At 73.0% G+C, this 20462-nt stretch carries 15 protein-coding genes, 2 pseudogenes, 1 CRISPR repeat array and 1 riboswitch; of the genes and pseudogenes, 7 read left to right on the top strand and 10 right to left on the bottom strand.

Features of this window, described 5'->3' with window-relative positions:
- Window positions 1-3: 3 nt before the first annotated feature.
- Window positions 4-471 (bottom strand): NUDIX hydrolase, encoded by a 468-nt coding sequence (locus tag ACVWNX_RS16065; protein ID WP_454407760.1) that lies wholly within the window; start codon window positions 469-471, stop codon window positions 4-6.
- A 273-nt stretch (window positions 472-744) separates the two neighbouring features.
- On the opposite strand from ACVWNX_RS16065, the gene ACVWNX_RS16060 reads away from it, so the two are divergent.
- The 3 genes from ACVWNX_RS16060 to ACVWNX_RS16050 are packed head-to-tail and all read left to right on the top strand — an operon-like array spanning window position 745 to window position 3332.
- Window positions 745-1818 (top strand): helix-turn-helix domain-containing protein, encoded by a 1074-nt coding sequence (locus ACVWNX_RS16060; RefSeq protein ID WP_454414789.1) that lies wholly within the window; start codon window positions 745-747, stop codon window positions 1816-1818.
- Between the two features lie 25 nt (window positions 1819-1843).
- Entirely contained in the window at window positions 1844-2413 is a 570-nt protein-coding gene (locus tag ACVWNX_RS16055) for a cysteine hydrolase family protein (RefSeq protein ID WP_454407759.1), read from the top strand.
- Between the two features lie 4 nt (window positions 2414-2417).
- Window positions 2418-3332 (top strand): FAD-dependent oxidoreductase, encoded by a 915-nt coding sequence (locus ACVWNX_RS16050; protein WP_454407758.1) that lies wholly within the window; start codon window positions 2418-2420, stop codon window positions 3330-3332.
- Between the two features lie 377 nt (window positions 3333-3709).
- Here the strand turns inward: ACVWNX_RS16050 and ACVWNX_RS16045 are convergent, their stop codons facing one another.
- Window positions 3710-5620: an amidohydrolase gene (locus ACVWNX_RS16045; protein WP_454407757.1), complete on the bottom strand. Its 1911-nt coding sequence runs from the start codon at window positions 5618-5620 to the stop codon at window positions 3710-3712.
- Window positions 5621-5915: 295 nt separating this feature from the next.
- A CRISPR array of direct repeats spans window positions 5916-6372; the repeat unit is 29 nt; unit sequence GGGACCACCCCCGCACGCGCGGGGAGCAC.
- Between the two features lie 547 nt (window positions 6373-6919).
- Window positions 6920-6998, top strand: a riboswitch (cobalamin riboswitch).
- A 236-nt stretch (window positions 6999-7234) separates the two neighbouring features.
- Between ACVWNX_RS16045 and cobN the strand changes: the two genes are divergently transcribed.
- The gene (gene cobN / locus ACVWNX_RS16040) at window positions 7235-11077 is read left to right on the top strand and encodes a cobaltochelatase subunit CobN (protein ID WP_454414788.1); all 3843 of its coding nucleotides are present in this window, start codon (window positions 7235-7237) and stop codon (window positions 11075-11077) included.
- Between the two features lie 470 nt (window positions 11078-11547).
- Here cobN and ACVWNX_RS16035 read toward each other — a convergent pair.
- A pseudogene (locus tag ACVWNX_RS16035) lies at window positions 11548-11763 on the bottom strand (sigma factor); the annotation flags it as partial.
- Between the two features lie 116 nt (window positions 11764-11879).
- Here ACVWNX_RS16035 and ACVWNX_RS16030 point away from each other — a divergent pair.
- A complete protein-coding gene (locus tag ACVWNX_RS16030) occupies window positions 11880-12392 on the top strand; it encodes a DinB family protein (RefSeq protein ID WP_454407756.1) in 513 nt (170 codons plus the stop codon).
- 18 nt (window positions 12393-12410) lie between these two features.
- On the opposite strand, the gene ACVWNX_RS16025 is transcribed toward ACVWNX_RS16030, so the two are convergent.
- Both ACVWNX_RS16025 and ACVWNX_RS16020 read right to left on the bottom strand, forming a co-directional pair.
- A complete protein-coding gene (locus ACVWNX_RS16025; protein WP_454407755.1) occupies window positions 12411-12587 on the bottom strand; it encodes a hypothetical protein in 177 nt (58 codons plus the stop codon).
- A gap of 84 nt (window positions 12588-12671) precedes the next feature.
- On the bottom strand, window positions 12672-14003 hold the full coding sequence (locus tag ACVWNX_RS16020) for an AAA family ATPase (protein WP_454407754.1): 1332 nt from the start codon (window positions 14001-14003) through the stop codon (window positions 12672-12674).
- 265 nt (window positions 14004-14268) lie between these two features.
- Here ACVWNX_RS16020 and ACVWNX_RS16015 point away from each other — a divergent pair, with 265 nt between their 5' ends.
- Complete coding sequence (locus tag ACVWNX_RS16015) at window positions 14269-15009, top strand: hypothetical protein (RefSeq protein ID WP_454407753.1); 741 nt, start codon at window positions 14269-14271, stop codon at window positions 15007-15009.
- Window positions 15010-15162: 153 nt separating this feature from the next.
- Here ACVWNX_RS16015 and ACVWNX_RS16010 read toward each other — a convergent pair whose 3' ends face one another.
- Window positions 15163-15621, bottom strand: a complete 459-nt coding sequence (locus ACVWNX_RS16010) for a hypothetical protein (RefSeq protein WP_454407752.1) — start codon at window positions 15619-15621, stop codon at window positions 15163-15165.
- Between the two features lie 234 nt (window positions 15622-15855).
- Window positions 15856-16716, bottom strand: coding sequence for an AAC(3) family N-acetyltransferase (locus tag ACVWNX_RS16005; protein ID WP_454407751.1), 861 nt, complete (start codon window positions 16714-16716; stop codon window positions 15856-15858).
- Between the two features lie 138 nt (window positions 16717-16854).
- Here ACVWNX_RS16005 and ACVWNX_RS16000 point away from each other — a divergent pair, with 138 nt between their 5' ends.
- The gene (locus ACVWNX_RS16000; protein WP_454414600.1) at window positions 16855-17577 is read left to right on the top strand and encodes a hypothetical protein; all 723 of its coding nucleotides are present in this window, start codon (window positions 16855-16857) and stop codon (window positions 17575-17577) included.
- 205 nt (window positions 17578-17782) lie between these two features.
- Here ACVWNX_RS16000 and ACVWNX_RS15995 read toward each other — a convergent pair.
- The 3 genes and pseudogenes from ACVWNX_RS15995 to ACVWNX_RS15985 all read right to left on the bottom strand — a co-directional run.
- A pseudogene (locus tag ACVWNX_RS15995) lies at window positions 17783-18319 on the bottom strand (DUF3291 domain-containing protein); the annotation flags it as partial.
- A 711-nt stretch (window positions 18320-19030) separates the two neighbouring features.
- Window positions 19031-20032: an acyl-CoA thioesterase gene (locus ACVWNX_RS15990; RefSeq protein ID WP_454414599.1), complete on the bottom strand. Its 1002-nt coding sequence runs from the start codon at window positions 20030-20032 to the stop codon at window positions 19031-19033.
- 5 nt (window positions 20033-20037) lie between these two features.
- Window positions 20038-20430 (bottom strand): PPOX class F420-dependent oxidoreductase, encoded by a 393-nt coding sequence (locus ACVWNX_RS15985; RefSeq protein WP_454414598.1) that lies wholly within the window; start codon window positions 20428-20430, stop codon window positions 20038-20040.
- Window positions 20431-20462 lie beyond the last annotated feature (32 nt).

Raw genomic sequence — 20462 nt, 5'->3', positions numbered from 1 at the left:
CGCTCACGCCTCGCGGATCGGGGTGTCGAGGACGGAGACGATCGCGTCCGTGTTCGCGGCGATGAACTCGGCCAGCTCCGGCGGCATCAGGTTCAGCTCGCGGACAACCTCGGCGGTGAAGGGCATCCGGACCACGTCGTACCCACCCCGCTCCGGCTTGGCGAACTCCGTTCCCGTACGCGCGGCCAGGTCCATCGACTCCAGGCGCGCGGCGAAGATGTGCTGGACGCCGACGCCGCCCTCCAACTCGTCGGTGATCAGGTGGACGAGCTCGGCGCGCGCCAGCTTGCCGCCCAGCTCCTCGAACACCTCCCGGTGCAGCGCCGCCTCGATGGTCGCGTCGTCCGGCTCGACCCCTCCGCCGACGGTCACCCAGTACGGCTCCCTCCCCGGCTTGGTGCGCTTGATGAGGACGAGTTCGTCGTCGTCGAGGAGGATGGCGCGGGCGTTGCGCTTGACGATGCCGGTCATGCCGTTTGCTCCTTCTGAGGGTGGTACGGGAGAGAGCGGGCGGAGGGCCGCTCCGGTGGCGGTGGACACTCCTGCTGGGTGGAACCAGCATGGTGCAGGGCGATAACGGGGTGTGACGAACGGGCGCTGCAGCAATGTCGCACCACTGCTGAACGAGGCTGGCTACGCTGGTCGTTTCGGCGTTCCACCGGGTGACGGAGAGGGGGTACGACGGTGGTCACGGTGCAGCGATGGTCCGGCCGGGAAGCCCGGCTGTTACGCGACGCCCTCCGCATGAGCCTGCGGGACTTCGCTGCGTACCTGGGCGTCAGCGACCGAACGGTGTCGAACTGGGAGGGTGGCGGAGCGAGTTACCAGCCTCGTGCCGAATCTCAGGCCGTCCTGGACACCGCGCTCGGCCGCGCTTCGGCCGACGCGAAGGCACGATTCGCGGCGGCGCTGGGAATGAGTGACGCAGTTGCATCCGTCGTGGGCCGGATCGAAGTCGACTCCCACAAGTTCCTGCCGGTCTTCATCGGTGTCGAGCGCTCCCGCCGACTCCGCGCACATATGACACCGAGCGTGGACGACCAGTGGTTGGAGTTCTCCTCGGCCCGAGTGGACCACCCCGAAGCGCGGGACTGCGTCCTGTACGTCTTCGCGTGCGGGGTCGCCGTCTTCCACCTCGTTCAGCCGCACGAGCCCGCCGCGCTCACCGACCTCGCCGTCTGGCGCTACCGCACGTACGCCTCCGATCTGCCCTGGGTACGAGACAAGCTCCGCGATCTCCTGGACGAAGACCACACCTCCGTCCCCAACCCGGAGTACGTCCTCTCCCTGTACTGGGTCACCTCCGGCCCGTGGGCGGGAGACGCCCACGACACCGCACTGCGCCTGCTGTCCACGCCCTCGGTTCTGGTCGACCGCGGCGCCCCGGACGGACCCTCACCCCTGGACGGCACGGTCGAGGAGTCGCTCCTCGCCACCGGCTTCGACCATCCGGACATCGTGTCCTTCGGCGTACGGGGGGTCTCCACCGGCTACGCCGGCTGGTCCGGTGTCGCCTACGCCTCCCACTCCCGCGAGCGCAGCCTCAGCATCGACGAGTTGGTCGCCTGCGAGCTGGCCGTCCAGGCTCTGTGGTGCTTCACGCGCCAGATCCAGCAGATGATCGAGGACGGCCAAGACCCCTCCATGCCCGAGCAGTACGGCTGGCGCTTCCTGCGCGCCGCCTACTCCCGGCTCACCACCGCCCGAGCCCAGGAGACCGCGCAGCACGTCCTGATGCGGGAGGCCATCATGAAGACCAGCGGGCTGGCCGAACGGCTGCGCGCCGCGCAGGACGCTCTGCGGGAGAGCGTCGACTGAGAAGACGGGGCAGGGGAGACAGCGCATGGACATCGGCACCGCCGTGCTGGTCGTGATCGACATGCAGAACGGCTTCGTGAACCACCACAGCCGCCACGCCGTGTCAGCGGTCTCCGACCTGGTCGCCCAGTGGTCTGCCGCCGGCCGCCCCGTGGTCTTCACCCGGTACTTCAACTATCCGGACAGCCCCTACGAGCGCTTCTTCCAGTGGAGCCGACTCCAGGAACCGCCCGAGACCGACATTGTCACCGAGCTCGCCGACGCTGTCGCCCACGCCCACGCGGTCGTCGACAAGACCGGGTACACGCTCCTCACCCCGGATGCCACCGAACTGATCCGCCGGGCCGGCTGGACCGACCTCGTCTTCTGCGGGATCGCCACCGAGAGCTGCGTCCTGAAGTCCGCCGCCGATGCCTTCGAGTACGGTTACGCGCCCTGGATCGTCACCGACGCCTGCGCCAGCGACGCCGGTCCCGACGTCCATGACGCCGGACTCCTCGTCGCCCGCCGCCTGATCGGAACCGGCCAACTCGTCACCGCCGAACGCGTGATGAGCCAACTCACTGCGCACGCCGAGGCGCCGGTGCTGGAATAGCCCCATGTCCGACACGCTGTACGACACCGACCTGATCGTCATCGGCGGAGGCCCGGCCGGCTGCGCGGCCGCGCGCATGGCCGCCAGCGTCGGCATGCGCTCGATCTTGGTCGAGCCGGACCGGCTGTGCCGCAACCTCTACCGGATCCCGGCCTTGAACAACGTCCTCGGCGGCTACACCAGCGGCCCCGAGCTGGCCGACTCCATCGTCGCGGAGCTGAAGGGCACGGAGCTGTGCCGTCTCGAACTCGGCCGGCACGTCACCGAGCTTCGTGCCGACGACGTCCACGTGACCGTCACCGTCGACACGGGCGTCCGTCTCGCCGCTCCGTACGCCATCGTCGCCACCGGTGTCGGCCCCCTCCAACCCCGAGACGCCACCTGGATCACCGCACCCGACGGCCTGACCCTGCCCCCGCTCTGGCAGGCCGAGGCGGACGACGCCGAGGGCCGGACACTTCTCGTCCTCGGCGGCGACCGCCCGATCGGCACCTTCCTGCGCGCCCACCCGACCACCGGCACCCGCCTGCTCGTGGCGTACCCGACGGCCGACGAATACAAGATCGAAGAGGTCCGCGAGGACCCCCGCGTCACGCTCCTTCCCGTCGAGCACCTGATGCTGGGGCCCGCAGAGGGCGCCGTGGTGTCAGCGGAAGCGATGGGCCAGGGCGGCACCCCGCAGACGATCGCGGCGGATGCCGCCTACCTCAACATCGGCAACGCCCCCACCGCCCCGTCCGGCGACCTGGCCCGTGGCGTGGACGGATACTGTCCGCCTACCGACCAGCATCCCCGCGTCATCGTGGCCGGCGACCTCCGCTCCGCCCGCTTCCAGCGGATCATGACCGCCTTGGGTTCGGGGAGCGAGGCCGCACTGCACGCCTACTACGCGGCCAGGGAAGTGCTCACCAAGAGCTGAGGCCACCTCGGCGGGATACGGCGACGGCGCTCGGAAGTGAACCTCCTTGGCCAGTGAGGCCGAGACGGCGGTCGCCGCTTCCATCGTCGTTCAGGACGGGCGCGTCGGCGGTGAGGCGGTCATCGCGAGTGATGACGAAGTAGCTGACCTGGGTCGCGCACAGAGAGATTCCGCAGTACGTGCCGTACGGGCTGTTCGAGCCGCTGCCGTTTTTGGCAAGAAGTTGGGATTCCGGTAAATCGGTCATGGTGTGACGTCGTTCGCAGGGGACGCTGTGTGCGGGGGCGTGGGGCTCGCCTTGGTGCCGTCAGCGTTCTTCATGGTGTCAAAGTACTTTGGGCGGAGTGGAGTTCGCGCCCGGTTCGGTGCGTGTGGGGTCATTCGGTCGGGGCGCACCCTCCGCAGGCCCGGTGGCGGTCCGTCATCGAGGGGCGGCGGGTGGTTCTGGTCGCCGCGCCGCGTGCCCGTGCGGCCCTGCCCGCTGTCGTGTCCCGGTCGTAGACCGGTGTGCCGTTCACGAGGGTCAGTCGTACCTCTGTGTCGCTGATCTCCCGTAGCGGTACGCGGGTCACGTCACGGTCCAGGAGGACGAGGTCGGCCGCGCGGCCCGGGGTCAGGGTCCCGGTGCGGTGTTCCGTCCGCAGTTGCCGTGCGGTTCCGGCGGTGTGCATGCGCAGGGACGCCGTGCGGCTGATGGCCTCGCGTTCGGGGTGGAGGGGACCGTCCGAGTCCGCTCCTTCCCGGTCGATCGCGGTGCGGACCTGGTTCCAGACGTGGAGCGGGTCGACGGGCCAGTCCGAGCCGCCCGCCAGCAGCGCGCCGTGCCGTTCCAGGCTCCGTGCGGGGAAGAGGCGGCGGTGGCGTTCGGGGCCGATGTACGGGAGGAGGGCGTCCACCGTCCAGGCGTCCCGCATCGCCCACTGGAGCTGCATCGAGGCCACCACGCCCAGCCGGGCGAAGCGGCGGAGGTCGTCGGGGTGGACCAGTTGGAGGTGGGTGATCGTGTGCCGGCTGCCCCGGCGTCCGCCCGCGCGCAGGGCCGCCTCGTAGCCGTCCAGGGCGACCCGGACCGCCCGGTCGCCGATCGCGTGGGCGTGGATCTGCCAGCCCTTGGCGTCGAGGAGCACCGCGAGGCGCGCGAAGTCCGCTGGTTCGACCTGGAGTTGGCCACGGTTGTCCGTGGGGCGGCCGTCGCCGTCGAGGTACGGCTTCAGGAGGGCGGCGGTGCGGGCCGGGTACTCCATCACCCCGTCCACGAACACCTTCGCCGTCCGCAGGTCCAGTCCCGGGACCTCCGCGTACCGGCGGCGGGTGGCCCGCAGCCAGCGCAGGCCCTCCCTCGGCTCCCGGATCTCGTGCGCGTCGAGCCGGAGCGCGGCGGAGATCCGTTGCGGGAGCCGTCCGGTGCGGGCGAGTTCGGCGTAGACGTCGAGGTGCCATTCGTCGGCGGAGGCGTCCAGGAACGCGGTGACGCCTTGCGCGGCCGCTTGCTCCAGTGCCCGTGCGGTCGCCGCGACCACCTTGTCGAGGGGCTGGTCCGGCAGTAGCCGGTGGACCAGCCCTTGGGCCTCCTCCTTGAGGAGTCCGGTCGCCGCGCCGTCGGCGTCCCGCTCGATCTCGCCGCCCGGGGGGTCGGGGGTGGTCGCGGTGATCCCGGCGAGTTCCAGCGCCCTGCGGTTGACCCAGGTGTTGTGGCCGTCGGTGCCGAGGATGGCTATGGGGCGCCGGGTGGGCAGGGGTTCGAGGTGGCGGTGGTGGGCCGTGGTTCCGGTGGGGAGCAGGCCCACCGGGTCCCAGTCCGCCACGACCAGCCAGCCGTCCGGTTCGCCGCCGTGCGCGGGGTCGGCGAGGAAGTCTCGTAGGTGGTCCCGTAGCGCGGGGAGGGTGAGTTGCCGGTAGCCGAGGCTGGGGTTGAGGGTCGCGGCTCCGGCGGCGACGGGGTGGGCGTGACCGTCCACGATCCCGCTCATGACGGTTCCCCGCCGCGCGTCGACCACCTCGGTGTCCCGCCCCGCGTACCGGCGGCGCATCGCGCTGTCCGACCCGGTCGCCAGCACCCGTCCGTCCCGACCGACCGCGATGGCCTCCCGGACCGGCTCTCCGCGCACCCCCGTGAACACCCTCGCGTTGTGGACGACGAGTGCGGCTGAGCGTCGCTTGGCCGCCGCAGCCGCCGGTCCGGCTCGCTCCGGGGCGGTGGCGGCTCCGGCGGCTGTCGGCACGAGCGCGGCAGTTCCGGCGAGCGTTGCGGAGAGGATGAGCTGACGTCGCGAAGGTATGTGGTTCATGACCTCCATCGTGTGCGGGCAACTGGCTTTGCGGCGAACTGTTTTCCGCAGGTCCATAGCTCCGCAGGCGCGGAGATCACGCTGGCTGGTTGTCTCGCTGTCTGCCCTTGGTGGGGTCATCCCCGCAGGTGGCGGGGAGGCAGGACAGCACCGCAAGCGGCACGGCCCCGGTCGCGGGACCACCCCCGCACGCGCAGGGACCACGCCTCCATGGCCTTGAGCGCCAACTTGGACTGGGGACCACCCCCGCGCGCGGGGAGCACCATGCCCGTGCCGATTTACTGGGTGTGCCACCGGGACCACCCCCGCACGCGCGGGGAGCACCGTGCTGGTCAGCGGGCGGTGAGGCCCTTGATGGGACCACCCCCGCACGCGCGGGGAGCACGGACTTGAGCGACGTCATCGGCTGGATGCCCAGGGACCACCCCCGCACGCGCGGGGAGCACGACGGCGGTCGCCCGATGAGCCAGGCCGACGAGGGACCACCCCCGCACGCGCGGGGAGCACAGGACGATCTCGGGGCTGTCGGGGAACCATCCGGGACCACCCCCGCACGCGCGGGGAGCACCCGTCGGCTCGCCGTTACGCGGCCGACGGTGGAGGGACCACCCCCGCACGCGCGGGGAGCACCACAGACAAGCGCATCGAGCGTCCTTGAGACAGGGACCACCCCCGCACGCGCGGGGAGCACCCGCTCACGCGGATCCTGGCGACGACGGTCATGGGACCACCCCCGCACGCGCGGGGAGCACTCTTCCTGACCTGGGACGTTACCCCGGCCCACCACCGTTTTGGGCAAGAACTTGAGAGTCGGGCCAATAGGTCAAAACGCCCGAACCGTTCATCGTGGGTGCCAGGCAACGCGAGCCGTAGCCCTCCCCGTTGACGTCGTCCACGTTCCCCACGACGTCAACGTACTCCGACACCCTCACCGCCCCACCACGAACCCGAGAACCCACCGAACCGAATCCGAATCCGAGCCCGAGCCCCGCCAGCCACCGAGCCCGCCGAACCCCATCGAACCGAAACCGAACCCACCGAACCCGCCACCAACCGACAAGCCCCTCACCGCCCCGCCACGAACCCGAGAGCCCCACCCACCCCAAACCCCCGGTCAACCCCGCGCCCCCGCAACCCACCCACCCCCACCGCCCCCGAAGCCCCCGGACCCCCGTCCCCGCCAAACGGGGCCGCCGTGTGGGAACCCGCACGTCGGGCGCCATTCAGCCGGGCGGGCAACCTGCATACGATGTCCCCGGCGGGCCAACCGGGCCCGCCATCGCCACGACGGCACCAGGGGAGGAAGCCGGTGCGACTCCGGCGCGGTCCCGCCACTGTGTCACCGGCCCAGCGACTGGGTCGGCCGAGCCAGGAACTCCCGCCGTCCGACACCACCCGGGGCGCGGACACCCCGAGGAAGGCCGACGTCGCATGCAGCACTCCACGAACGAGCCCGGCGACCGCCCCCAGCCGGTGACCACCCCCGAAGGCCAGCCCGCCACCCCCGGAGCCCAGCCCGACGCACCGGAAGCCAGCGCCCCGGAAGCCGACGCGTCGGAAGCCCGCACCCCGGGCACCACCGTCCTCCTCCTCTCCACCTCCGACACCGACCTCCTGAGCGCCCGCGCCGCGAACCGCCTCGCGGACCACGTCACGGAAGCGACCGACGGCAAGAGCGACAGCGCCACCGACAGCGCGACCGACGGAACCCCCGCCCCCGCCCCCGGAACGGGCACCGGCACGGCCACCCCCGCCGTCCCCTACCGCTTCGCGAACCCCTCCCGCCTCCCCCTGGACGAACTCCCCGCGCTGCTGGACGGCGTAGGACTGGTCGTCGTCCGGCTGCTCGGCGGGGTGCGGGCCTGGCAGGACGGGCTCGACCGGGTCACCGCCAGCGGGCTCCCCGTCGTGGTGCTCTCCGGCGAGCAGGCGCCGGACGCCCAGCTGATGGCCGCGTCCACCGTCCCCGTCGGCCTCGCCGCCGAAGCCCACGCCTACCTCGCGCACGGCGGCCCCGACAACCTCGCCCAGCTCGCCCGGTTCCTCTCCGACACCGTGCTCCTCACCGGCCACGGCTTCGAGCCCCCGGCCCCCGCCCCCTCCTGGGGCCCGCTGGAGCGCACCGAACGCGCGCCCAGGGCCACCACCGGGGCCACCACCGACCGCGCGCCCGAGCCCGCCCCGGAAGGAACGACCGACCGCACGGCCGAGGGAACGACCGACCGCACGGCCGACGACACGACCAGCCGCACAGGTGACGAGACGACCGACCGCACGGCCAACCCCACAGCCGACCGCCCCGTGCCCACCATCGCCGTCCTTTACTACCGGGCCCACCACATGAGCGGCAACACCGCCTTCGTGGCCACGCTCTGCGACGCGATCGAGGACGCGGGCGGCCGGGCGCTGCCCCGCTACGTGGCGTCCCTGCGCACCCCCGAGCCCGAGCTGCTCGCCGAGCTGCGCGCGGCCGACGCCGTCGTCACCACCGTGCTCGCCGCGGGCGGCACCCGGCCCGCCGACGCCTCGGCGGGCGGTGACGACGAGTCCTGGGACGCGGGCGCGCTGACCGGGCTGGACGTGCCCGTCCTCCAGGCGCTGTGTCTGACCTCCTCGCGGGCCGCCTGGGAGGAGAACGACGAGGGCGTGTCCCCGCTGGACGCGGCGACGCAGATCGCGGTGCCCGAGTTCGACGGCCGCCTCATCACCGTCCCCTTCTCCTTCAAGGAGATCGACGAGGACGGGCTGCCCGCCTACGCGGCCGACCCGGAGCGCGCCGCGCGGGTCGCCGGGATCGCGGTGCGCCACGCCCGGCTGCGCCACCTCCCGGCGGCGGAGAAGCGGCTGGCGCTGGTGCTGTCCGCGTATCCGACCAAGCACGCCCGGATCGGCAACGCGGTCGGCCTCGACACCCCCGCCAGCGCGGTGGCGCTGCTGCGCCGGCTGATCGCGGAGGGCTACGACTTCGGGCCCGCCGAGGAGATCCCCGGCCTGGTCTCCGGCGACGGCGACGAGCTGATCCGCGCGCTGATCGACGCGGGCGGCCACGACCAGGACTGGCTCACGGAGGAGCAGCTCGCGGCGAACCCGGTGCGCGTCCCGGCCGCCGACTACCGCCGCTGGTACGCCACGCTCCCCGAGGAGCTGCGTTCGGCGGTGGAGGAGCACTGGGGCCCGCCGCCCGGCGAGATGTTCGTGGACCGCACCCACAACCCGGACGGGGACATCGTCCTCGCGGCGCTGCGGCGCGGGAACCTGCTGATCGTCATCCAGCCGCCGCGCGGCTTCGGGGAGAACCCGATCGCGATCTACCACGACCCGGACCTGCCGCCCTCGCACCACTACCTCGCCGCCTACCGCTGGATCGCGTCCGCCCGCGAGGAGGGCGGCTTCGGCGCCGACGCGATGGTCCACCTCGGCAAGCACGGCAACTTGGAGTGGCTGCCCGGCAAGAACGCGGGCCTCTCCGCCGCCTGCGCGCCCGACGCGGCCCTCGGCGACCTGCCGCTGGTGTACCCGTTCCTGGTGAACGACCCGGGCGAGGGCACCCAGGCCAAGCGCCGGGTGCACGCCACCCTCATCGACCACCTGGTGCCGCCGATGGCGCGCGCCGACAGCTACGGCGACATCGCCCGGCTGGAACAGCTGCTGGACGAGTACGCGCAGATCTCCTCCATGGACCCGGCGAAGCTCCCGGCGATCCGGGCGCAGATCTGGACGCTGATCCGGGCCGCCCGCCTCGACCACGACCTGGGTCTGGAGGAGCGCCCCGACGACGACGGCTTCGACGACTTCCTGCTGCACGTCGACGGCTGGCTGTGCGAGGTGAAGGACGCGCAGATCCGCGACGGGCTGCACGTCCTCGGCGCGCCCCCGGCGGGCCCGGACCGGGTCAACCTGGTGCTGGCGATCCTGCGGGCCCGTCAGATCTGGGGCGGCACCACCGCCCTGCCCGGGCTGCGCGAGGCGCTCGGCCTGGACGAGTCGGCGGCCACCCGCACCGGCGCGGACGCCGCCGAGGAGGCCGCCCGCACCCTGGTCGAGGCGATGGAGGCGGCCGACTGGGACCCGGCGGCGGTCGCCGTGGTCGCCGCCGACCAGAGCCCGGACGTGGCCCGGGTGCTGGACTTCGCGGCCCGTGAGGTGGTGCCCCGGCTGGCCGCCACCCGCCAGGAGCTGGACCACGCGGTGCACGCCCTGAACGGCGGGTTCGTCCCGGCGGGCCCCTCGGGTTCCCCGCTGCGCGGACTGGTCAACGTGCTGCCGACGGGCCGCAACTTCTACTCGGTGGACCCGAAGGCGGTTCCGTCCCGGCTGGCGTGGGAGACGGGCCAGGCGCTCGCCGACTCGCTGCTGACCCGCTACCGCGAGGACAACGGCGAGTGGCCCACCTCCGTCGGGCTGTCCCTGTGGGGCACCAGCGCGATGCGCACGGCGGGCGACGACGTCGCGGAGGCGCTGGCGCTGCTCGGGGTGCGCCCGGTGTGGGACGACGCCTCGCGCCGGGTCACGGGCGTGGAGGCGGTCCCGGCCGAGGAGCTGGGCCGTCCGCGCGTCGATGTGACGCTGCGCATCTCGGGCTTCTTCCGGGACGCGTTCCCGCACGTCATCGGGTTGCTGGACGACGCGGTGCGGCTGGTCGCGGAACTGGACGAGCCGGACGAGGTCAACCACGTCCGGGCGCACGTCCGCGCCGACCTCGCCACGGGCACCGACGCCCGCCGCGCCACCACCCGCATCTTCGGCTCCCGCCCGGGGACCTACGGGGCGGGGCTGCTCCAGCTCATCGACTCCCGCGACTGGCGCACCGACGCCGACCTGGCCGAGGTGTACACGGTCTGGGGCGGCTACGCGTACGGCCGGGAGCTGAACGGGCGCCCGGCGCGCGAGGAGATGGAGAGCGCGTACAAGCGGATCGCGGTGGCGGCGAAGAACACCGACACCCGTGAGCACGACATCGCCGACTCCGACGACTACTTCCAGTACCACGGCGGCATGGTGGCCGCGGTGCGGGCGCTGCGCGGTACGGCGCCGGAGGCGTACATCGGCGACTCGACCCGTCCGGAGACGGTCCGCACCCGCACCCTGGTCGAGGAGACCTCGCGGGTGTTCCGGGCCCGGGTGGTCAACCCGAAGTGGATCGAGGCGATGCGCCGCCACGGCTACAAGGGCGCGTTCGAGCTGGCCGCGACGGTGGACTACCTCTTCGGGTACGACGCCACCACCGGCGTGATCGCCGACTGGATGTACGACAAGCTCACGCAGGCGTACGTCCTGGACCCGGAGAACCGCGCGTTCCTCCAGGAGGCCAACCCGTGGGCCCTGCACGGCATCACGGAACGGCTGCTGGAGGCGGAGTCGCGCGGCCTGTGGGCCAAGCCCGACCCGCAGACCCTGGAGGCCCTGCGCCAGGTGTTCCTGGAGACGGAGGGCGACCTGGAGGGCGGCGAGGAGTAACCGACGGCCGGGGCACGGGACCGAGCCGGTAGCCGGTACGGGACCGAGCCGGTGGCTGGCAGCCGGTACGGGCCGGTGACGGTCCCGGGAACACCACGGACGTACGGAACGGCCGGGGTTCTTCATACGGTACGGAACCCCGGCGACCGGCCCCGAACCGTCCGGCAACGGCCCGGGGACGCGGTGGTCGGCCGCGCCCCCGGACCTCCGGCCCCCCGGCCGGACGGGCGGCGGCGCCGTTCAGGCCGCCGCCGACCGCGTCATCGTGGACGCGTAGCCGCCCCCGCCCGGGTACACCCAGGCACCCGCGAGGGTGTTCCCGTCGGCGCTGAAGGTGCCCCGGTAGTGGGCCGGCGTCGCCCGTTCCGCCGCGCTGGGCTCGGTCGCCGGACCCCAGTCGGCGCGGCGCGGCGGGAGGCGGAGGCGGCCGTCGCGACCTCCCGCTCGCGGGCGGGCCCGGCGAGGAAGTCCAGACAGACCCGGGTGGCGATCCGGTACAGCCAGGGGCGCAGCCGCTCCGGGTCGTCCAGGGACTCCCGTTTGCGCCACGCCCGGATCATCGTCTCCTGGACGAGGTCCTCGGCGTCCGAGTGGGAGCCGACCATCCGGTAGCAGTGGACGCGCAGTTCGGCGCGGTGCCGCTCCGCGCGGGAGGGCAGGTCCCGCGCCGTCGTCTCGTGCGTCATCGGCCGAGGCTATCCGTCCGGGAGGACCCGGCCCGGCGGGGGCGGGAAGACGCCGTGTTCGCCCCGCGGCGAGGATCTTCCCGTCGACGGCTTCGGCCGCTGGCGATAATCGACCGATGAGCACCATCGACCGCCCCATGCCGCCACTGAACGCCGACGAGCGCACGACGCTTGAGAGTTGGCTCGACTTCCACCGCACCACCCTGGCCATGAAGTGCGAGGGCCTGGACGACGAGCAGGCCGCCGTCGCGTCCGTGCCGCCGTCCGGCTTCACGCTGACCGGCCTGGTCCAGCACATGGCGGAGGTGGAGCGGAACTGGTTCCGCCGCGTGCTCGCCGGAGAGCAGGCCCCGCCCATCTACGACCCGGGGGCCGACCCGGACGCCCCCGACGGCGGCTTCGACCTCGCCGAGGGCGCCACCCTGGGCGACGCCCTCGCCACCTGGCACGCGGAGATCGCCCGAGCCCGCGAGCACTGCGCCGCCCGCGCTCTGACCGATACGGGCCGCTTCATGGACCAGGACGTCAACCTCCGCTGGATCTACGTCCACATGATCGAGGAGTACGCCCGCCACAACGGCCACGCCGACCTGGTCCGGGAACGCGTCGACGGCACCACCGGCGTGTAGCGCGGGACCGGGCGGCGTCTAGCCGACCCGCTGACCGTTGATCGCGAGGGCGAGTCGCCACATGCCGGTGGACGGATTGACCTCGTGCTCCTTGCCCTCGGGAGCCAGGGAGCGGGCGTTCCGCACCGCGTCCTCCCAGCGGGAGCCGCCGTAGTGCCTGGCGAAGTCCACGGTCTTGTTCGCGGGGACGTCCACGAACTTCTGGAGCAGCCGCCGGACCGCGCGGTAGTCCGCCAGCCAGCGCTCTCGCGGTTCTCCGAGGGGCGCGTCAGATCGGTCTCACGCGTCGGACGGCTCCGGTGCGGCCGACCGCTCGGTTTGGGAGTCCTGGCCAGGACCCTCCCACCTCCTCAACACGGCCTGGGCGAAGGCGTCGTCGATGAACGGGACCCCACCGTAGCTGCCGCCCAGATAGCGGCGCTCCCGGTTCTCGTCTTTGCGCGGCTTGAACTCGGCCAGCGAGAAGACCGACGTCTCCCCGTATCCGTCCTTCTCCACGAACCACACCTGGTCCCGCTTGAGGATGTCCTCCCCGTCCCGGCGACCCAGCAGGCTGGCGTCGTGCGTGGTGAAGATCAGCTGTGCGCCGCGCGGATTGGTCTCCGGGTCCTGAAACAGACCGATGAGCCGCGCGGTGAGCAGCGAGTGCAGGCTCGCGTCGATCTCGTCCACCACGAAGGTGCCGCCCCGGCGCAGCACCGCCAGGAACCTGGGCGCCTGTTCGAGCAGTGCCTTGGTTCCGGCGGACTCGTCGCGCAGCTCCACCCGCACCATGCCGTGGCGGCCGCGATGCCCCAGCCAGGGCCGTCGGAGTTCGCGCGGTCCCTCGTCCTCCAGCGTGCGCAGGAGGTGCGCCGGAACCCGTCCCCCGAACTGGCGGCGCAGCTCGTTCTCGTCCAGGAGGACGTTCTCCAGGCCGCACTCCTCGATCCCGAGGTCCGCGGCCCGCAGGAGGTCCATGATCTCGGGGTACCGGTCCGCGTCTTCGAGCGCTCGCACCGCGGACAGCCCGTGCGCGCGGAGGCCCGTCGCGGCGCGGAACTGGAGCTGATGGGCGAACCAGTCGTACACGGGACGGAAGTCCTGCTGCTTGGAGCGGGCCGCCAGCGACAGGAAGAGGACGTTCGATTCGGTGATGCTCCGGACCAGGTCCAGTTGCCTGGAGGACTGCGAGGTGCCCGGCTCGACCTCGTCCCCCTCCCGGGAGAACAGCTGCCTCTTCCTGCCGTTGGGATAGCTGTCGAGCCATTCCTCGACCACGCGGTCGTCGTCCACGCCGAAGCCGTACGTGTAGCGCACGCCGTCCAGCAGCAGATCGGCGATGTACCACGACGGCTCGGTCCTGGCCTCGTCGTCCAGGAGGAAGGGGTGCCGGTCGACCCCGCCGTCCGGCTCCGCGTCCCGATGGGAGGAGACGACCATCCGGGCCATGTACTGGAGCGCGCCCACCAGGTTCGACTTGCCGGAGGCGTTGGCGCCGAAGACGCCGACGACCGGTACGGCCCGCCAGGCGGTGTTCTCGGGACGGTCCGCGTCGTACACGGGGTGCAGATTGAGCTGCTGCTCGCGGCGGATGGAACGGTGGTTCGTCACCCGGAAGCTCAAGAGCACGGACGTGCACCTCCCTGACCGGTCGTGTGACTAGCTATTGAGGACGTCTGTGCCAGTTAACCGCTAGCACATTGCTCCGGCAATGCGTTATGGCGAATCATAGGTCCGTTCGTGTGGAAAACCCGTGCGGGAGGGAGATCGGGCACTGTCGCCGGGTGTCCCCCGCCGAGGCATCCTGTCTGGAAAAGCAGGGTTCGGCGGTGGCGGGAAGACGCCGTGACGCGGCTGCGGTACGGGCTGCGGAGTGGCTGGAAACGTACGGTTTATGTCCGGGTGGAGGGGGACGGCGATTCAGTCGGTGCTGGGGAACATCGTGATCGGGCTGGTGACCAGTCTGCTCGGCGGCGGGATCGTCTGGGCCTGGGAGCGGGCCAAGCGGACCCGCGCGGAGAACCGGCGGGCCGCGTTCTTCGGGGTCCGGCCGGGCGGGGAGTGCCTGGTCGTCCTGGGGGAGCGGTTCGACGCGCCCGGCGCCTCGGCCCACCGGGACGTCCGCGCCGCGATGGAACTCGCGTTGCTCGCCGGTGAGCTGGGCTGCCGGGTGGAGATGGAGACGGGCGGGTTCCGGGGCGGCAACGGCGACCGCACCGAGTTCTGCGTGGGCGGGCCGCTGGCCTCCAACCTCCGCACCCGGGGCCATCTGGCCGCGCATCTGCCCGGGGCGGTCGTCCACCCCTACGAGCCGGGGCACCCGGACTCGGTGGCCATCACGGTCGGCGGGACGACGTACCCGTTCCACAAGGGGGACGTCGAGTACGCCCTGGTCGCCAAGTTCACCCCGGAGGAGTCCGGCGCGCCCGTGTTCGTGGTGGCCGGGCAGTCCTCGCTGGGCAATCTGGCCGCGACCCACTTCCTGCGCCGCGAGTACGGCCGCGTGGCGCGGGAACTCGCCTCGCTGGAACGGTTCTGCCTCCTGGTCCGCGTCTCCGGGATCGCGACCTACGCCCACCACCGCGCCGAACTCGCCCGGGACGTCACCGCCGACGCGTTCGGGACGGACGGCTAACCGGACGGGCGGTGACCCGCGCGGGCGGTGAGCACGAAGGCGGGGCCCCCGGTCCCTTCCGGGGCGCGGTCCGCCCCGGACGGTCGACCGTGAGGCCCCGCCCGTCGTCCGTCACCGCCCGGAACCCGCCGGGCCGGAGACGGAACCGCCTCGCTACGCGATGCCGTTACAGTACGCGGTGCTACCGCCGGGGGTGCCGACCGAGATGTAGACCTTGCGGCCCTCGGGGATGTTGAAGTCGACGACCTTGGACTGACCGGAGCCCATGTCGAACTCCCAGTTCCGCTCGATGGCGCTGCCGCTCGCGTTCGTCCACTTCAGCGAGTAGCCCATCATGGCCCCCGACCAGTTGTTGATCGACAGCTTCTCGGAGGCCGCCTTGAAGGTCGCCTTCGCCGCCTTGCCCGGGTCGTTGGCCCGGTAGATCAGGGCGGTCAGGTCGTGGGCGCCCGGGTCGCCGTCCGCCGGGAACTTGTCGCAGTCGACGGTCCAGTAGGGGGCGGGGACCGGGGCCGCCTGGGCGTTCCCCGGCACCGCCAGGGCGACGGCGGCGACGGTCGCGGCCGCCAGTCCGGCGGCACGGGCGAGGTTCTTCGTCTTGGAGATCTGCATGGTGGTTCCAGCCTCTCTCGGTGCGAATCGTGGTGAGTCGTCGCAGATCGTTGCGACAGCCACACAATTCCCCAGGACCGAACATGGATCAATGAGCCCTGTGTGACTGGCCGGAAATGATGTGACCAGTGGGGAGGGAGGGGCGGCAGAGGACGGACATCTCTGATATAGGGGGTGGAACCCGCCTCCGCAGGGCGGTTTTCCGCCCAGGGGACGGGCCGCCAGTCCGCACGGTCAGCCCGCTCCCCCCTCCGCTCCCGTCGTCGGGGGCCGGTGCGCGGGCAGCCACCGTTCCGCGTACGCGACGGCGTCGGCCAGCGGGAACAGCCGGGCCGTGGCGGCGCCCACCGTCCCCCGGACGACCGGGCGTTCCGCCTCGAAGGCGGCGCCCAGCTCGTCGAACCCCTCGGCGGACACCGCGACGTCCCGCACCGTGTGCCACACCCGTCCCGCCGGGGTCATCAGGGCGAACGAGACGTCGGCCCGGGGCGAGTCCACCCGGTACTCGGCGAGGTGGAACGCCGTACAGGTCGAGTAGCCGGTGCCGAGCAGCAGCACCCGTGCCCCCGCCTCCTCCAGCCGGGCGAGCGGGCTGCGTTCCCCCAGCGCGCAGTCGGGCGGGTGACCGCCGACGATCTTCGCGGCGCCCGGTCCCACGGCGGCGAACGAGGTCTGCGGATGGTCGCCGCGCAGGGCGCCCGGCCAGCCCCGGACGGTCTCCGGGACGACGCCGATGCCGTAGCTGGGGGTGACGCGCGGGTCGTAGGCGGGCATCGTGGCGCGGATCTCCGGCCACCATGCCTCGGGGACCGGCGGGTCCTCCCAGTGGCGGGGGTCCGAGTTGTCGCCGGAGTGGGTGGGCACCACCAGGGTGCCGTCCGGACCGAGCGCGTCCAGCAGCGCGGTGACGAGCGCGGGCGCCCCGCCGCAGACCCAGCCGAGGGCGCTGAGGGAGGAGTGCACGAGCAGGGTGTCCCCGGGGCGTACCCCGAGCGCGCGGAGGTCGGCACCGAGCGAGTCCCGGGTGCACATCGGGCCGCTGAGGGGCGGTACGGGCGATGCGGGGGGCGCGGGGGGTGGGGTTTCGGTGGGCATGTTCGGAGTCTTCAGGGAGGTGGCGGGGCGCGCCACGGAGTTTCCGGTGGCCTCGGCGGGGGCCCGGCGCTCCGGACCGGTGCACGGCGGCGGGGAGCCCGATGGCCGTCGCCCCGGGAGCGCGACTACTGTGCGCGGATGTCGTACCGACTCGACGCCGTCGTGGGTGACTTCGACCGTTTGCGGAACTGGGCCGCAGGGGCGGCCCGGGCCGGGGCGGTGGTGGCCCCGCTCAGTCAGCGCATGGGGCTGTCGCCGCTTTCCGCCGCGCTCCGCGCCGACCTGCCGCATGTGCTCGGTGACCTCTCACGGGGCGGACCGGTGGCCCGTCTGACGGCGGACTTCTGGGGCGGCGCCGGGGAACAGACCGCCGCCCTGTGGCGGGGCGGCGCGCTCGACTGGGGGCCGGTGCGGGCCTCGGAGTTCGACGGTCCCCGGGAGGACTGGCCCATCAACGCGGCGCTCGCCCGGCTCGGTGTGACGCCCGCGGGTCCCGGCGCCCCGGAGCACCGCGATCTGTTCGTGGTGGTGGGCCTCGGCCGGGGGCGGGACGAGGCGGACTGGCACCGGGCCGCGCTGGACGCCGAGGACGCGGCCGACTACGACGAGTGGGAGGTGGGGGAGCGGGTCCGGCGGGAGTCCGAGGAGCGTGCCGTGGCCGAGCGGGCCGCCCGTGAGCGGCTGGCCGGTGTTCCGGTGCCCCTCGACGGCACGGAGGTCATGGTCCTGCTCGGCATGCCCCCGGGGCGGGCGGTGGGGGCCGCCGTCCGTCACCTCCAGCGGCTCCACCTCGACCACGGCCCCCAGTCCCGGGAGGAGGCCGAGGCCGCGCTGCGCGCCTGGGCGGCGGAACGGGGCTGAACGGCCAGCGGGCGGGCGGCGGGCGGCGCCCGCCTCGCGCGGGACCTCAGCGGGTCCCGGCGCCCGCCTGCCTGACGCCCGCCTGCCTGACGCCCGCCTGCCTGACGTCCCCCGGCCTGGCGCCCTCCGGCCCGGCGTCCCCCGAGCGGTCGTCCTCCGGCCTGACACCCTCGGGGCGGTCGTCGTCCCCCGGCCCCGTGGCCCCCGGCCCCGCGCCCCTGTCCCGGGTCGGGGTTCCCTCCGGGGTGAACGCGTGGGGGAAGGGGAAGGCGTACGGGGAGGGGCCGTGCTCGTGGAGGTGGCGCAGCCGGGAGACCCCGTCCCGCCAGGTGGGCGTCACCTCGTCGGGGAGCCACCAGAACGCGTGGTTCGGGTGCCGTGCCCGCTGGAACCAGTCGTGGCGCCTGGTCAGCGCCGCCCGGTGTGGGCGCCTGTAGAGGGCGTCGAAGGCGGGGCTCAGTCCGGTCCAGAGCGAGAGGGCCGTGGCCAGGGCGGTGGTGTCCACCGTGCGGCCCTTGTCGTACCAGGCTGGTACGGCGAACTCGCCCCACACGCCCCAGTCCAGGTCGAAGTGCGCGCCCCGGGCGCCGTCCGCCGCCTCGGCGTGCGCGAGGTATCCGGGCTGCTGGCCGATCGCACGGTAGACGGCCTCGCCGCGCTCGTGGAGTTCGCGGGTGAGGGGAGCGGGACCGGCGAGCGGGGACTTCAGGACGCCGAAGGTGTACAGGGCGAGACGGGGCATGCGTTCTCCCTGGTCAGGGGTGCCCGGTGGGGAACCGGTTCGGTGGCTCACGCGTGGGGGCGCGGGGGTTCCCGGGCATGACGGACCAGCCCGTCGCGGGCCGCTCGTCAGCCGGGGGAACTCCTCCGCGACCGGGGGCGATCGCCGGAGACGCGGGTGAAGGCAGCCGCCTTCACCGGCCCTGTCGAAGTTGCGTTTTCCCTGCTCACATGGCCTCTCAACGGGCCATCGCCGGGCAGGTGTTCACGGATGCCCGTGGATGCCCGCGGATGTCCAAGCCGTTCAAGCCGTTCAAGCCGTTCAAGTTCTCCGTGGCTTTCAAGGGTTTCAAGTTTTCCGGCAGGTTCCCGCAAGGTCCGGCAGGCAGGGTGGTACCCACGCGCCGCCGGGAAGGGCGGCCCGGTGGGCGCGGCTTCTCACGCGGTCGCGGCGCGCGCCGGGGGTCCGGTAGGCACCCGGGGCGTCGTCACCGTCCCGGGCGTCCGGTGGCCGTCCGGGGCGACGGGGGGAGAGCGGGGGTGACCGGTGCGACCGGTCACCCCCGCTTCCGCGTGTCCGCCCCGGCCGCACGCCCGCCGGTACCGCCCCGGCCGCACGCCGCCGCTGCCGCCCGCCGCGAGCCCGGCCGGTCCGGCCCCGCCGGGTGGCCGCCACGAACTGACGGGCCGACCGGTGGTGGGGGCACCGGTCGGCCCGTCCGGGGGGAGGGCGTCAGTCGGTCTCGGGTTTGGCGACCACCCAGGAGAAGGGGTCGATGTCGGTGTCGTCGAGGAACGGGCCGACGGGTTCGGCGGACCGCCCGCGACCGGGGCGGATGACGCCCTCCTGGACCACGGAGGCGGCCAGCGTGCCGTCGGCGGTGTAGACGCTGGCGTGCGCCAGGGCGCGGCCGTCGGCGTAGGAGGGGCTGCGCTGCTCGTACAGCAGCCACTCGTCGGCCCGCAGCGGGCGGTGGAACCACATGGCGTGGTCGAGGCTGACCGCGATGCCCTTGCCGTCGTTGGAGCGGCCCGTGTGGTGGTGGGGGGAGGCGGAGTCCAGCAGGGTGAGGTCCGACAGATAGGCGACCAGGCTCTGGTGGAGCGCGGGCAGACCGGCCTCCGCGCCGGGCGGCAGCTCCCGGATCCGGAACCAGACGCGGGTGGTGGTGCCGGGCCCGCGCCCGCCCGCCCCGGGTCCCGCGCCGGACGACTCGTCCACGTACCGGACGTCGACGGCGTCCCGCACGTCCGACAGCAGCCGGATGACCCCGGGATGGACCTGTGGCGGTGCCGCCTCCGTCGCCGGGCGCAGCCGGTGCGGGGCCGGGGCCGTCGCCATGGTCACCTGGTGGTTCGGGCCGGGGCGGGAGGCGCTCTTGAACGACGCCGTCAGATGGAAGACCTCCCGTGGCGTCCGGCCGGTCCGCTGCACGGCCACGACCCGTCGGCTGGAGAAGGTGTGGCCGTCGCGGAGCCGCTCCACGCGGTAGGTGAGGGGCGCGTCGGGGTCGGCGCGGAAGAGGAAGTAGCCGTGCAGCGAGTGGGGTTCGCGGCCGGTGGGGACGGTACCCGCGGCGGCGGCGAGCGCCTGGGCGACGAGGTGGCCGCCGAACACGGCGGGGGCGCCGGTGGGACCGCCCGGCCGGGAGCGGAACTCGTCGTCGGCGGTCCGGTCCAGGGCGAGGGCGTCGACGAGACGCCGTACGGGGGAGAGCGGGGGCGCGGTCGTCATGGCCGTCACTGCCAGCTGGCGGTGCGCGGGCGGACGGCGATCGCGACCCGGTCCGGGGCGTCGCCGGGCAGTGCCCCGTCCAGCGCGCGGCCGTACCGTTCGGCGAGCGCGGTGAACAGCGCGCACTCCGGGTCGGGTTCGATTCGTTCGACCATGCCTCGTACCTCCAGGTAGCGGTAGGGCCGCTCCGGGTCGTTGACGGAGACCGCGACCCGGGGTTCGGAGCTGATGTTGCGGTGCTTGCGGCGGGTGGTGGTGCTGGTGAACCAGAGGAGTTCGCCGTCCCAGCGCGTCCACATCGGGTTGGACTGGGGGGTGCCGTCCGGACGGACGGTCGCCAGGTGCACGAACAGCGGGCGTTCCAGCAGGTCGAGGTGGCTGCGCGGGAGGACGGACATCTCGGCTCCAGGATCGGGCGGCGGGAGAACGG

It is taken from the genome of Streptomyces sp. JNUCC 64, assembly GCF_054484115.1.
Note: the sequence above shows the minus strand (reverse complement) of the source record. Positions and strands in the feature narration are given on the sequence as shown.